We start from the raw sequence: 12,944 nt of genomic DNA on the forward strand, positions 1-12,944 counted from the left end.
GACCTGAACCAGACCCTCTGCCGGAAGTGCCCAGACATGCCCGTTGAAACCCTACTTATCGATACGCTTGTAATAGGCGCCGGCCAGGCCGGTGTCGCCATGAGTGAACATTTGAGCCGCCAGGGCGTGCCGCATCTGGTGGTGGAGCGCAACCGCATTGCCGAAGCCTGGCGCACGGCGCGCTGGGATTCGCTGGTTGCCAATGGCCCGGCCTGGCATGACCGCTTTCCAGGACTGGAATTCGAAGGGCTCGATCCGGACGCCTTTGCTTCCAAGGACCAGGTGGCCGAGTACTTCGAAGCCTATGCGCGCAAATTCGACGCACCGATCCGCACCGGCGTGGAGGTGCGCAGCGTCGAGCGCAATGCCGGTCGCCCGGGCTTCGCCATTGAAACGTCGGACGGCCGGATCGAGGCTACCAACGTGGTGGTCGCCACCGGGCCATTTCAGCGGCCCGTCATCCCGCCCATCGCGCCTGACATGGCCACGGTGACGCAGATTCATTCGGCGCAATATCGCAACCCCGCGCAGTTGGCCGAAGGCGCTGTGCTGGTGGTCGGCGCCGGGTCGTCGGGGGTGCAGATCGCCGATGAATTGCAGCGCGCCGGCAAGCGGGTCTACCTCTCGGTGGGCGCCCATGATCGTCCGCCGCGGGCCTATCGCAACCGCGATTTCTGCTGGTGGCTGGGGGTGCTGGGCGAGTGGGACGCCGAAGCGGTCAAGCCGGGCAAGGAGCACGTGACCATCGCCGTGAGTGGCGCGCGGGGCGGGCACACCGTGGATTTCCGGCGGCTGGCCCATGAGGGCATCACGCTGGTGGGACTGACCCGCGCGTTCAACGGCAGCACGGTGAGTTTTGAACCCAACCTCAATGAAAACATTGCCCGTGGCGATGAAAACTACCTGGCACTGCTTGACGCCGCCGATGCCTACATCGCGCGCAACGGCCTGGACCTGCCGCCCGAGCCCGAGGCACGTCGGTTGTTGCCCGACCCCGAATGCATGACCCAGCCGATCCTGGAACTGGATCTGATCGAGGCGGGCATCAGCACCATCATCTGGGCCACCGGGTATTCGGTGGATTACAGCTGGCTGAAAGTCGATGCGTTCAAAGCCAACGGCAAGCCACGGCATCAGCGCGGGGTCTGCAGCGAGCCGGGCCTCTATTTCGTCGGCCTGCCATGGCTGTCGCGGCGGGGCTCGGCGTTCATCTGGGGCGTGTGGCACGACGCCCGGCACATCAGCGACCACATCATCAAGCAGCGCACCTATCTCGATTACCGGGATGCCTCCCAGCGCCAGTCGCAACCTTCGAAAACCAGCCTCATGGGAGTCCGCTGATGCCTACTCATACTCGCATCCGCATGTTCAACACCAAAGACACCTATCCGAACCAGACGCTGGACAACGACCTGTGCCAGGCGGTTCGCGCCGGCAATACCGTGTATGTGCGCGGTCAGGTTGGCACTGACTTCAGCGGTCAACTGGTGGGCCTCGGCGACCCACGGGCCCAGGCCGAACAGGCCATGCGCAACGTCAAGCAACTGCTGGAGGAAGCCGGCAGCGACCTGAGCCATATCGTCAAGACCACCACCTACCTGATCGACCCGCGCTACCGCGAGCCGGTGTACCAGGAGGTCGGCAAATGGCTCAAGGGCGTGTTCCCGATTTCCACCGGGCTGGTGGTCAGCGCCCTCGGCCAGCCGCAATGGCTGATGGAAATCGACGTGATTGCGGTCATTCCCGAATGAGGAGCACGACATGACGTTTTCCATCGTTGGGCGCTGCGCCGAGACCGGCCAGCTGGGCATCGCCATCAGCTCATCGAGCATCGCCGTCGGCGCCCGTTGCCCCTGGCTGCGGGCCGGTGCCGGTGCCGTGTCGAGCCAGAACATCACCTTGCCGGCCCTGGGGCCGCTGATTCTTGATGAACTGGCCGCCGGCCAGACGGCGCAAGAGGCGCTGGATCATGCCTTGGCGCGTAACGGCTATAGCGAATATCGCCAGGTCGCGGTGGTGGATGCCCAGGGACGTACGGCGGTCTTCAGCGGTCGCCACGCGTTGGGTATTCACGGCGCCCAGCCAGGTGAGCAGTGTGTGGCGGCCGGCAATCTGCTGGCGAGCGACGGAGTCATCGCGGCCATGGTCGCGGCGTTCGAGCAGGGCGAGGGCAGTCTCGCGTCACGCCTGCTTGGGGCGTTGCAGGCTGGGCAGGCCGCAGGTGGAGAGGCCGGTGCGGTGCATTCGGCAGCGCTGTCGGTGGTGGATGACCTGACCTGGCCCATCGTCGATCTGCGGGTGGACTGGGCCGACGAAAATCCCATCGGCGAACTGGAAAAACTCTGGCTCGCCTATCAACCGCAACTGCAGGACTACCTGACCCGCGCGCTCAACCCGACCCTGGCACCAAGCTACGGGGTGCCGGGCGATGAGTGAGTTGCGCAGTCGCGCATTGCTCGCCGAGCTGGTGGGCTTTGCCACGGTCAGTCGTGATTCGAACCTGGCGCTGATCGAGTTCGTGGGCGATTACCTGCAAGGCCTGGGGGTAAGCAGCGAGCTGATCTACAACGCCGAGCGCACCAAGGCCAACCTGTTGGCGAGCATCGGCCCGTCGGTGCCTGGCGGTGTGGTGTTGTCCGGGCATACCGACGTGGTGCCGGTGGACGGCCAGGCCTGGACGGTTGATCCGTTCTGCCTGAGCGAGATGGACGGCAAGCTGTTCGGGCGCGGTACGGCGGACATGAAAGGCTACCTGGCCTCGGTGCTGGCGGCGGTGCCGACATTCCTGTCCAGCCCGCTCAGACGCCCGCTGCACCTGGCGTTTTCCTATGACGAAGAAGTCGGGTGCCTGGGCGTGCGCAGTCTGCTGGAGGTGCTGCCGCAACGCATCCCTCAGCCGGCCTTGTGCCTGATCGGTGAGCCCACCGAGCTGCAACCGGTGCTCGGTCATAAAGGCAAATTGGCGATGCGCTGCCACGTCCGAGGCGCACCGTGTCACTCGGCCTACGCGCCTTATGGAGTCAACGCCATCGAGCAGGCGGCGCGCCTGATCGGTCGCCTGGGAGAGATCGGTGCGGAGCTGGCCGAACCGTCGCGACACGATGGGCGCTTTGATCCGGCTTACTCGACCGTGCAGGTCGGCGTGATCCAGGGCGGGACCGCACTGAACATCGTTCCGGCCGACTGCCGCTTCGATTTCGAGGTGCGCGCCTTGCCGGATTTTGCCCCGCAGGGGGTGGTCGAGAAATTGCAGGATTACGCCGAACAGGCGCTGCTGCCGAGGATGCGCGCGGTTAGCGCCGACACCGCGATTCGTTTCGAACACCTGTCCGCCTACCCGGGCCTGGCGACTGCGCCGGACAGCGAAGCCGCGCGTCTCATAGCCCGGCTGTGCGGCAGCGAGGCCTTCGGCACCGTGGCGTTCGGCACCGAAGGTGGGCTGTTTGATCAGGCCGGTATCCCGACGGTGGTTTGCGGGCCCGGCAGCATGGACCAGGGGCACAAGCCCGACGAATACGTGAGCGTTGAGCAAATGGCTGCCTGCGACCGGTTGATGGACCGCCTGGCGAAGCATTTGAGCGAACCCGATGGCCTGTGACCGAAAAAAGGAGTCCAGGATGAACGATTTTGCTATCGCTGTAGACCGCACCGCCCGCGCTTACGGTCGCCTCTGAGCCCCATCGCTGGCTCGTGCGGGCGAGCCGGCATTTTCGAGGAACCGCTTCATGTCCATATCCTTGCGTTGCAACATTGCGTGTGCCCTGGCGTTGCTGAGCAGCAGCGTCCTGGCCGCGCCACCAAGCCTGACCGTGATCTCATTCGGCGGCGCCACCAAGTTGGCCCAGGACAAGGCCTATTTCCAACCCTTCAACGCCAGCGGTGCAGGAAACATCGTCGCCGGCGAATATAACGGCGAGCTGTCGAAGATCAAGGCCATGGTCGCGGCCGGGCACACCAGTTGGGATGTGGTCGAGGTTGAAAGTCCCGAGCTGCTGCGCGGTTGTGAGGAAGGTCTGTTCGAAAAACTCGACCCGGTGGCGATCGGAAAAGCTGCGGATTTTGTTCCGGGTGCGCTTACTGAATGCGGCGTGGCGACGTATGTCTGGTCGATGGTCCTGGCCTACGACCAGGGCAAACTCGCCAAGGCGCCCCAATCCTGGGCGGATTTCTGGAACGTGAGCGAGTACCCGGGTAAACGCGGATTGCGCAAGGGTGCCAAGTACACCCTGGAAATCGCCTTGCTGGCGGATGGCGTCAAGGCCGAGGATCTGTACAAGGTGCTGAACACGCCGGAAGGGGTGACACGTGCTTTCGCCAAGCTCGATCAGATCAAGCCGAACATCCAGTGGTGGGAGGCGGGTGCGCAGCCGGCGCAATGGCTGGTGGCCGGCGACGTTGCCATGAGCGCCGCCTACAACGGGCGCATCGCCTCGGCACAGAAGGAAGGCATGAAACTGAGCATCGTCTGGCCGCAGAGCCTGTATGACCCAGAGTACTGGGCGGTGGTCAAAGGTACGCCGAACAAGGCCCTGGCGGAGAAATTCATTGCCTTTGCCAGCCAGCCGCAGACGCAGAAAGTCTTCTCGGAAAACATTCCCTACGGACCGGTGCATCGCCAGACGCTGGCCTTGCTGCCCGCCGAAATACGCGAGCAACTGCCCACCGCCGAGGCCAACCTGGCGCAAGCGCGAGCGGTGGATGCCGAGTTCTGGGTGGACCATGGTGAAGAGCTTGAGCAGCGCTTCAATGCCTGGGCGGCTCGCTAGGCACTGAAATTCCTGGCGAACCGCTCTTGTGGCGAGGGAGCTTGCTCCCGCTGGGGTGCGCAGCAGCCCCTTTGTTTGAGCCTGTGGTGTAACAGGTGGACCCTGTCAGGCTTTTTTGGGGCTGCTTCGCAGCCCAGCGGGAGCAAGCTCCCTCGCCACGGGGGAGCGGCTGGGCGCAAGGGTGGGCTACGCCAGCCACTCGCCGAACTGCTCCTTGCAATAATCCACGAACAGCTGCGCCGGCTTGGTCAAGTGCGCGCGCTTGAGCCAGCCGGCCACCAGCGCTGAACCTGTCACGTCCTCGGCGATGTTGACGCACACCACTCGCTGCCCGTCGTAGGTGCAGCTCGATTGCGGTCGCGTGACCAGCACGGCGAAGCCGAATCCCTGGCCGACCATGCCGCGCACCATCTCGATGGAGGGCGAACTGAAGACAATGTTCGGCGTCAGGCCCAGTTCTTCGAAGATACTCACGAAATAGGTCCGGCTGGGCTGCACGTCCAACAGGATCATCGGTTCGAGCGCCAGGTCCCGCAACGACACCTGGCCTTGATCGGCGAAGCGATGCCCCTCCGGCAGCAACGCATAGGGCCGCTGCGGCGCGGTGAGCGCTTCGGTTTCGATGGTGCTGTCGAGATCGTGCTCATAAAAAATCGCCAGGTCGAAACGTCCCCCCGTCAAGCCCTGGACCAGCTCCTGCTGTTCGCCATCCTGTACGCGGATTTCCACCCCGGGAAAACGCTCCCGGAACCCGGCGATCAGCCGTGGCAAGTAGAGCGGGGCGACGGTCTCGAAGCAGCCGATGTCGATCTGCCCGCTGACCACATCGTTGTCCGCCAGCGCGTTCTGTTCGAACTCCCGGGCCATGCGCAGCAGTTCCTGGGCCTTGCGATAGAAACGCGCACCGGCGGGCGTCAGCGAGACGCCCTGGGCGTGATGGCGGATCAGCAATTGCACGCCGAAACTGTCCTCCAGGCCTTTTACCGCCGTGGCAATCGATGGCTGGGCGATGTACAGCTTGCGCGAGGCTTCGGCGACGCTGCCGCATTCCACGGTGGTCACGAAGTACTTCAACTGACGCAGGGAGTAGGACGCCACGACACACCTCGATCCGGATTTTTGCCTACCTTACCGTGTGTCGCTCATGCAGGGCGATGGACGTTGCAACGGATTTTGCTGGGCAGTGGCGATATGCAGGCTGGCTTGCCGCGCGGGTAGAAAAAACGCCCGCCGAAAAAACCTTGGCAGGCGTCTGGGAAAGACCGGCGCAGAAGGACTGGCCGGGCCGGGCGCGTGAATCAGGCGAGAGGAATCAGGCTACGGGAATCGATGGATCGGCAGCCGCCAGGGCGGTTGCCCGATCGGCGGCGGGCGGGTAGATCCACACCGAATTGATCTGGGTCTTGAGCTCCTTGGCTTCCTCGCCAACCAGTTTGAGCTGGCGGTCCCAGCCTTCGGTGTACACCGCGCCCCAGGCGCCCAGGTCCAGGCACGTCACGTACTTGGGCTGGCTGTAGGTCATCGGCGCGACGCCGAGCAGGTCGGCGGCAACGTTGTTGCCCGCATAACGACCCAGGGCGATGGCATGCTGGCAGGACATGACCGCGTAGTTGCCCAATTCGTCGGTGGCGGCATAGGCCACATCGCCGCTGGCGTAGATATCGTTCTGCCCGAGCACCTTCAAATGCCCGTCGACATGCAGACGGCCCTGGCGGTCGCGGGTTGCGGGCACCTGTTCGGTGAGAGGGCTCGCGCGAAAGCCTACGGTCCAGATAACGGTGCTGGACTCGATGCGCTGGCCATCCGAGAGGGTGACACCGCCGGCATCCACCGATTCGACCGAGGCATTGAGGATCCACTCGATGCCCAGGTGCTCGGACGCTTCGATGATCGAAGGGCTGATTCCCTCACCCAGTGCCGCACCGATTTTCGGCCCGCGGTCGACCACGATCACGCGGATATCGGCATCGCTGCCGAGGACGGCGCGCAGGCGGGCGGGCATTTCGGTGGCGGTTTCGATGCCGGTGAAACCACCGCCTGCGACGACCACGGTATTGCGTGCGGGACTGTCCGGCAGGTTCCCGAGCGAATTGAGGTGGGCTTCGAGGCGTGTTGCCTGTTCGATCTCATCGACATCGAACGCGTGTTCAAGCATGCCTTGCAGGTCAGGGCGAACCAGCTTGCTACCCGCGGCCACTACCAGTCGGTCGTAGCCCAGGCTCGCGAGGCTGCCGGACAGGTCGCGGTAGCTGATCTGCTTGCGGCTGACATCGATGTTCTCGGCCACGCCCTGGACGAAGTTCACGCCGACCGCATCGAACAGCGCGCCCAACGGCGCCATCATGGTATGGACGTTCGGCTCGTAGAACCGCGGGCGGATACGCAGTTCCGGCTGGGGGGCCAGGACGCTGATCTGTACGTCGTTGCGATCATGCTGGTCGAGCAGGCGGGCGGCGCTGAGTGCGCTCCATACGCCGCCGAAACCGGCGCCGACAATCAAGATGTGCTGTTTCATGATGAGCTCCCGAAGACGAAAATCGATACGTTGAATTGTTTGAGGTTTCAGCGTGACCGTGTTGCGAGGTACCCGAAGCTGTGGGGCCTGATGGTTGAAATCATCGGGCGCATTCAGCTTCGGTTCGCTGTGGGAGATGGTAGGGGGTGGCTTTGGGTTCGACACTTCTACATAGGGTCAGTTGGGGTATGCGTGGGTGTGAGGGGGGTATACGGAGGTATGTGTGTATATCCGTTCTCGCAGTCGCGGCCACTTAGGGTTCCGCCCTTACGGCGGCTCACTTTTGGAGGAGCGCCAAAAGTAAGCAAAAGCGCTTTGCCCCACCACTCGGTGCCTCGCCTAGGCTCGGCATGCCCTCACTCCGGCATTGCTCCGTGGGCCGCCGCGAAGGGCCATCCATGGCCCAGCGCGGCTAACCCGGCATCCATGCCGGGTTACCCACTGCGCAATGCCTGCGTTCGGCCAGCGTGGTTAATGGGGCGCCGAGATCAAAATCAAAAGCAGAGCAAGAGCAAGAGCAAGAGCGGGGCACATGCTGGCACTTATGCAACTGACCCATCGCCTTCGCGAGCAGGCTCGCTCCCACATTGGATTTTCGACAAACACAGATTCATGGCATACAGAGAACCCCTGTGGGAGCGAGCCTGCTCGCGAAGAGGCCAGCCCATTCAACATCTCCATTGGCTGACCCACCGCCATCGCGAGCAAGCTCGCTCCCACATTGGATTTTCGGCAAACGCTGATTCATGGCATACAGAGAACCCCTGTGGGAGCGAGCTTGCTCGCGAAGAGGCCAGCCCATCAACATCTCGATTGGCTGACCCACCGCCATCGCGAGCAAGCTCGCTCCCACACTGGATTTTTGGCAAACACAGATTTCATATCCCACATTGAGTCACTGTGGGAGCGAGCCTGCTCGCGAAGGGGCCAGCCCATCCAACATCTTCATTGGCTGACCTACTGCCATCGCGGGGATATACACACCAATCTAAACCGACCGTTCAAGAATCGACTCGATGCAAGCAACCAACTCCCCACACCTGAACGGCTTGGGGAAAACCGCCACGGGACCGCAACCCCCCGGTATGGCCAGCGCGGGCACAACAGGCAGGCCCGTGATGAAAACAAGCGGAATGTCGATTCCTCGGGCATAGAGCTCATCGCACAACTGAATGCCCGTCATGCCCGGCATCTGTATGTCCGACAGCACGCACGCGGTGTTTTCAAACCCGGCTGAAGACAGGAAGGCGACGGCACTGGCATAAGTCCTGACGCGATACCCGTGAGAGCGCAGCAAACCATCCAATGCAACTCGAACCGATTCATCGTCATCGATAACAGAAATAAGTGCAGTGTCGGACATTTCGAAACCTGGCAGTAATATCAGGTCGCTATTAAAGCGCCCCTATCGCTGCAAGATACGCGGTCCAAAAGCCGCGCCTAGTATACGTGGGTATGAACTTTCAACGATCGCGGCTCGGTTCCAGGGCTTGGGCCATGCGCACCAGGTCGGCAAACGAACGCGCAGCCATCTTGCGCATGGCCTGGCCTCGGTGGATCTTGACGGTGATCTCGCTCAGGCCTATTTGCCCGGCGATCTGCTTGTTCATCAGGCCCGACGCTGCCAGTGCCATCACCTGGCGCTCCCGGGCGGTCAACGTGGCGTAACGGTCCTGAAGCGCCTGCTGGCCACGCTCGGCCTCGCGGCGCAGTCGGTCGCGCTGATGGGCGGCGGACACCGCATCGATCAGGTCCTGTTCGCGAAACGGCTTGGTCAGGAAATCCACCGCACCGGCCTTCATGGCCCGCACGGTCATGGCAATGTCGCCATACCCGGTCATGAATACGATCGGCAGAGGAACTCCGGCGTTCGCCAACTGCTGCTGGAAGTCCAGCCCGCTGGTGCCGCGAAGGCGCACATCCAGCAACAGGCAACTGGGTGCGTCGGGACGTGGATGGCCCATGAAATCCGTCACCGAGTCGAACAGTTCGACCAACAGGCCAATGGACCGCAGCAGACTGCGAAGGGCTTCGCGTAACGATGCGTCGTCGTCGACCACGTAGACAATCGGTTCATGGGCGAGAGCAGGGGGCATGGCGTGGCTTGGGTTCATGGCAGGAGTCCGCAACAAGTCAGGCTTTGGCTAACAACGGCAACGAAAAGGTGAACGAGGTACCTTGGCCTGCCTCGCTGGTAGCCCAGATTCTGCCGTCATGGAAATCGATGATCGAGCGACAGATCGACAGGCCTATGCCAAGGCCGTTTTCCCTGGTGGTAAAAAACGGGTTGAACAATGAGGGCAGTGTCTCGGCCGTGATGCCGATTCCCCGGTCCGTCACCGCCAGCAGCACGTCGTGCGCGTGCGTCCAGGTGCGCACGTAAAGGATTCGGTCGCGCACCGGGAGCGTTTCCATGGCGTGGCAAGCGTTGGAGACCAGGTTGATGATCACCTGCTGCAGCTGGACCCGATCAGCGTCGACCAGGCTTGCCGCCGTCAGGTCTACCTTCAGGCTGACTTGGTGCTGAGCCAGCTGGTGGCGCACCAGATCCAGTGTTTCGCTGACGATTTCGTCCAGTCGTTCGGGCCGACGCAGAGGGTTGCATTTGCGCGCCATCGCCCGGGTCCGATTGATGACTTCACTGGCGCGGCACGCGTTGGCGACGATCCGGTCCAGCGAGTCGAGGGCCTCCTTGAGGTCGGGCACTGGACGGTCCAGCCAGCGGCGACAGGCTTCGCCGCTGCTGGTAATGGCCGTCAACGGCTGGTTCACTTCATGGGCGATGGAGGCGGCCATTTCCCCCAAGGACGTCAGCCGCGTGGCATGGGCCAACTGCGCCTGGGCTTCGATCAGGTAGGCCTGGTTATGCCGCAGGCGGTCCGAGGCATGCTTGCTGCGCAGTGCGAGAAACGCGATGGCTGACAGGGCCGTCAGGCAACGGAAGAACCCGGTGATCGATTCCCAGCGGTGGTAACCGCCGTTGTACAGGAACATCGCCGTCAGCAGGAACATGCACAGCAGCGCAACGGTGATCACCAGGTTGATTGAAAACAGGTTGGCCGCCATCAGCAGCAAGGTGATGTACAGCAGCGTCGGTGCCAGGTCGGAATGGGTTTCGGAATTGATGATGACAATCCCACAGGCCACGACGAGGCCGACCGCCCAGCCCAGGGCGTTGACCAGCGGGTGAGAGCTGATGCCCATAGAAGGGCTCGATGCCTTCGGAGGCGGCTGATACCGAAGGCTGTCGTAGATGCTTTTGAACATCATGGCGGGTGTGGGCACGCTGCAACCTTTCTTTTGTCTTGTCGGTCCGGTCCCGGTGGCGGTGGACACGGGGGCATCGTCTTGAATCTTAAAAGCTGCCCCTTGCCTCGGGGTAGGACATAAAACCCTGAAATCCTGCCAGACCCTGGCACTCGTCCTGTATACCCAGGTATCAATCGGTGGACCCAAAGCGTCAACGCAGCGTCCTCCCGTACGACAGACGCCGGATGGGCCGTGGCATAACCTTCCAGGCACGCCGTCGCTGTCGAGCCGCGCAAAGCGGCCCAGGCACGACGTTTCTTTCCCGCCTCATTGGCCCTGCGCCTGGAATGGCTACCATGATGAACAGAAATGACCTGCGTCGTGCTGACATCAATCTGCTGGTTGTCTTCGAAACCATGATGCATGAGCGAAATGTCACCCGTGTCAGCGAGAAGCTGTTTCTTGGCCAACCGACCGTCAGCGCCGCCCTGGCGCGGTTGCGCCTGATGTTCGACGACCCCTTGTTCATCCGCGCGGGCCGGGTGATGGAACCGACCTCCCGGGCGCAGGAAATCTTTTCCAACCTGTCGCCGGCGCTGGATGGCATCGCGGCTGCCTTGAGCCGCTGCCAGGCGTTCGATCCCGCCACCAGCGACGCGACGTTCCACATCGGCCTGTCCGATGACGTCGAATACGCGCTGCTGCCAGACCTGCTGCACCGACTGCGTATCGAGGCGCCGGGCACGACTCTGGTGGTGCGCCGGGCCGATCAATGGCAGATGTGCCAACTGCTTGCGAGCGGCGAAATTACCATCGGTATCAGCCATACCCTGGAGCTTCCGGCCAATGCCCGGCGCAAGGCGCTGCGTCCGATCCGGCCGATGTTGCTGCGCGCCGATTCGCGTCCGGGCGAGCTGACATTGGATGAGTTTTGCCGCCGCCCGCATGCGGTGGTTTCATCCATGGGACATGTCATCGATGATTCCGATCGGGCCCTGAGCCAGATGGAGCGGCAACGGCGTGTGGTCCTGAGCGTGCCGCAATTCAGCGCCTTGCCGGTGTTGTTGGCGCGCAGCGAGATGATCGCCATCGTGCCCGACTATGTCGCTCGGGCAATGGCCCAAACGACCGGCTTGCGCGCGGAACCGGCGCCGCTCCGGTTGCCCGAGCGCGAGCTGTCGATGGTCTGGCGAGGGACTTCCCATAATGACCCGGGAGAACGCTGGCTCCGTTCACGCTGCTGTGCGTTCATCGGCGAGCAGGCCGAAGCACAGGCTCAAGCCAGGCGCGTAGCCTGACGCGACAGCGCGGTTCAAGCTCAGCGGGAGAACCGGTTGCGATAGTCCCGTGGTGAAATCGAGAGGTGGCGTTGGAAGGTGTAGCGCATCCGTTCTTCGTCGCCGAAGCCGCACGAACGGGCAATCTGATCGATGTTGCGCTCGGAGTCCTCCAGCAGTCGTCTGGCCGCTTCGAGCCGGAACATCTCGACGGCCTTGGCCGGGGTGCGTCCGGTCTGGCGCTTGTAGACCCTGGCGAAGTTGCGCGGGCTCATGCGCGCTTGCCGGGCCAGGCGCTCGATGCTCAGGTCGGCCTCATCCAGGTGCTCGGCGAGCCAGGCGTGCAGTTCATCGAACCCGGCGCTGTCCTGGGTCTGTGCCAGCAGCAACTGGCTGAACTGCGCCTGCCCCCCGGGGCGCTTGAGAAACACCACCAGTTCCCGGGCCACTTGCAGCGCGACATCGCGACCACAATCGGCTTCCACCAAGGCCAGGGCCATGTCGATGCCGGCGCTGACGCCCGCCGAGGTCCAGACACTGTCCTGCTGGATAAAAATCGCGTCGAGGTCCACTTCGATCAAGGGGAAGCCACTCTTGAGCATTTCGCACATGGCCCAATGCGTGGCGGCGCGGCGGCCGTCGAGCAAGCCGGCCTGGGCCATGAGGAAGGTCCCGCTGCACACCGAAGCGGTGCGGCGGGCCTTGGTCGAGGCCGCGCGCAGCCAGTCCACCAGTTCGACACAGTCGATCATCGCCTGACGGATGTTCGGCGCGCCAGGCACGATCAGCGTGTCGATGACGGCATTGTCGAACTCGCCCAGGGCGCAGGTTTGCACGACCAGCCCTTCGGCGGTCTGCATCAGGCCGCCTTCAAGGCTGGCGGTGTGCATCCGGTAGCCGGGCAGGCCACGTTCGGTCATGGCTTTGGTGGCCGCCCAGAACACCGTCTGGGCGCCGGTCAGGTCGAGCAGGCCCATCTGCGGATAGGCGAGGAATACCAGCGCGCGCGGTTGGGATACGGACTCGGCGGCAATGCGGATGTCACAGGTCATCTCGTTCATGGTCGCGCGGCTCGTTTCAAGAATGGGCAGGTTCGGAGGGGGCAGCGGCTGCGCCTCGGTGTCCCTGGGTGATTAA

12 protein-coding genes are annotated in these 12,944 nt (G+C 63.1%); 6 read left to right on the plus strand and 6 right to left on the minus strand.

All coding sequences use genetic code 11. The features are described from left to right. The first annotated feature begins 36 nt into the window (after window positions 1–36). From J3P97_RS12490 to J3P97_RS12510, 5 genes are all read left to right on the plus strand, one after another. Entirely contained in the window at window positions 37–1,341 is a 1,305-nt protein-coding gene (locus tag J3P97_RS12490) for a flavin-containing monooxygenase (protein ID WP_434674323.1), read from the plus strand. Then, a complete protein-coding gene (locus tag J3P97_RS12495; protein WP_092327904.1) occupies window positions 1,341–1,751 on the plus strand; it encodes a RidA family protein in 411 nt (136 codons plus the stop codon). Before J3P97_RS12490 ends, J3P97_RS12495 begins: the two co-directional genes overlap by 1 nt. A 10-nt stretch (window positions 1,752–1,761) precedes the next feature. Continuing rightward, the gene (locus tag J3P97_RS12500) at window positions 1,762–2,436 is read left to right on the plus strand and encodes a DUF1028 domain-containing protein (RefSeq protein WP_434604794.1); all 675 of its coding nucleotides are present in this window, start codon (window positions 1,762–1,764) and stop codon (window positions 2,434–2,436) included. After that, the gene (gene argE, locus J3P97_RS12505; protein WP_434651786.1) at window positions 2,429–3,598 is read left to right on the plus strand and encodes an acetylornithine deacetylase; all 1,170 of its coding nucleotides are present in this window, start codon (window positions 2,429–2,431) and stop codon (window positions 3,596–3,598) included. The genes J3P97_RS12500 and argE overlap by 8 nt, the downstream gene beginning before the upstream one ends. A gap of 127 nt (window positions 3,599–3,725) precedes the next feature. After that, on the plus strand, window positions 3,726–4,766 hold the full coding sequence (locus J3P97_RS12510) for an ABC transporter substrate-binding protein (RefSeq protein WP_434674324.1): 1,041 nt from the start codon (window positions 3,726–3,728) through the stop codon (window positions 4,764–4,766). Window positions 4,767–4,952: 186 nt separating this feature from the next. On the opposite strand, the gene J3P97_RS12515 is transcribed toward J3P97_RS12510, so the two are convergent. From J3P97_RS12515 to J3P97_RS12535, 5 genes are all read right to left on the minus strand, one after another. After that, entirely contained in the window at window positions 4,953–5,864 is a 912-nt protein-coding gene (locus J3P97_RS12515) for a LysR family transcriptional regulator (RefSeq protein WP_434568588.1), read from the minus strand. 214 nt (window positions 5,865–6,078) lie between these two features. Then, a complete protein-coding gene (locus J3P97_RS12520) occupies window positions 6,079–7,281 on the minus strand; it encodes an NAD(P)/FAD-dependent oxidoreductase (RefSeq protein WP_434674325.1) in 1,203 nt (400 codons plus the stop codon). A gap of 988 nt (window positions 7,282–8,269) precedes the next feature. Then, the gene (locus J3P97_RS12525) at window positions 8,270–8,644 is read right to left on the minus strand and encodes a response regulator transcription factor (RefSeq protein WP_434674326.1); all 375 of its coding nucleotides are present in this window, start codon (window positions 8,642–8,644) and stop codon (window positions 8,270–8,272) included. Window positions 8,645–8,744: 100 nt separating this feature from the next. Further along, entirely contained in the window at window positions 8,745–9,395 is a 651-nt protein-coding gene (locus tag J3P97_RS12530; RefSeq protein WP_434674327.1) for a response regulator transcription factor, read from the minus strand. A gap of 19 nt (window positions 9,396–9,414) precedes the next feature. Beyond that, window positions 9,415–10,485, minus strand: a complete 1,071-nt coding sequence (locus tag J3P97_RS12535) for a sensor histidine kinase (protein WP_434674328.1) — start codon at window positions 10,483–10,485, stop codon at window positions 9,415–9,417. Between the two features lie 401 nt (window positions 10,486–10,886). Here J3P97_RS12535 and J3P97_RS12540 point away from each other — a divergent pair, with 401 nt between their 5' ends. Further along, complete coding sequence (locus J3P97_RS12540; RefSeq protein WP_434568583.1) at window positions 10,887–11,828, plus strand: LysR family transcriptional regulator; 942 nt, start codon at window positions 10,887–10,889, stop codon at window positions 11,826–11,828. Window positions 11,829–11,848: 20 nt separating this feature from the next. Here the strand turns inward: J3P97_RS12540 and J3P97_RS12545 are convergent, their stop codons facing one another. Continuing rightward, a complete protein-coding gene (locus J3P97_RS12545) occupies window positions 11,849–12,868 on the minus strand; it encodes a GlxA family transcriptional regulator (RefSeq protein WP_434651776.1) in 1,020 nt (339 codons plus the stop codon). Window positions 12,869–12,944 lie beyond the last annotated feature (76 nt).

The sequence above is a fragment of the Pseudomonas sp. R1-15 genome (assembly GCF_051132085.1).
Classification (GTDB): Bacteria; Pseudomonadota; Gammaproteobacteria; order Pseudomonadales; family Pseudomonadaceae; genus Aquipseudomonas.

Coding starts and splice junctions, on each gene's coding strand:
- J3P97_RS12495 (WP_092327904.1), top strand. CDS start 1,341: ATGCCTACTCATACTCGCATCCGCATGTTCAACACCAAAGACACCTAT.
- J3P97_RS12535 (WP_434674328.1), bottom strand. CDS start 10,485: ATGGGCATCAGCTCTCACCCGCTGGTCAACGCCCTGGGCTGGGCGGTC.
- J3P97_RS12520 (WP_434674325.1), bottom strand. CDS start 7,281: ATGAAACAGCACATCTTGATTGTCGGCGCCGGTTTCGGCGGCGTATGG.
- J3P97_RS12490 (WP_434674323.1), top strand. CDS start 37: ATGCCCGTTGAAACCCTACTTATCGATACGCTTGTAATAGGCGCCGGC.
- J3P97_RS12540 (WP_434568583.1), top strand. CDS start 10,887: ATGATGAACAGAAATGACCTGCGTCGTGCTGACATCAATCTGCTGGTT.
- J3P97_RS12510 (WP_434674324.1), top strand. CDS start 3,726: ATGTCCATATCCTTGCGTTGCAACATTGCGTGTGCCCTGGCGTTGCTG.
- J3P97_RS12530 (WP_434674327.1), bottom strand. CDS start 9,395: ATGAACCCAAGCCACGCCATGCCCCCTGCTCTCGCCCATGAACCGATT.
- J3P97_RS12525 (WP_434674326.1), bottom strand. CDS start 8,644: ATGTCCGACACTGCACTTATTTCTGTTATCGATGACGATGAATCGGTT.
- J3P97_RS12545 (WP_434651776.1), bottom strand. CDS start 12,868: ATGAACGAGATGACCTGTGACATCCGCATTGCCGCCGAGTCCGTATCC.
- J3P97_RS12500 (WP_434604794.1), top strand. CDS start 1,762: ATGACGTTTTCCATCGTTGGGCGCTGCGCCGAGACCGGCCAGCTGGGC.
- argE (WP_434651786.1), top strand. CDS start 2,429: ATGAGTGAGTTGCGCAGTCGCGCATTGCTCGCCGAGCTGGTGGGCTTT.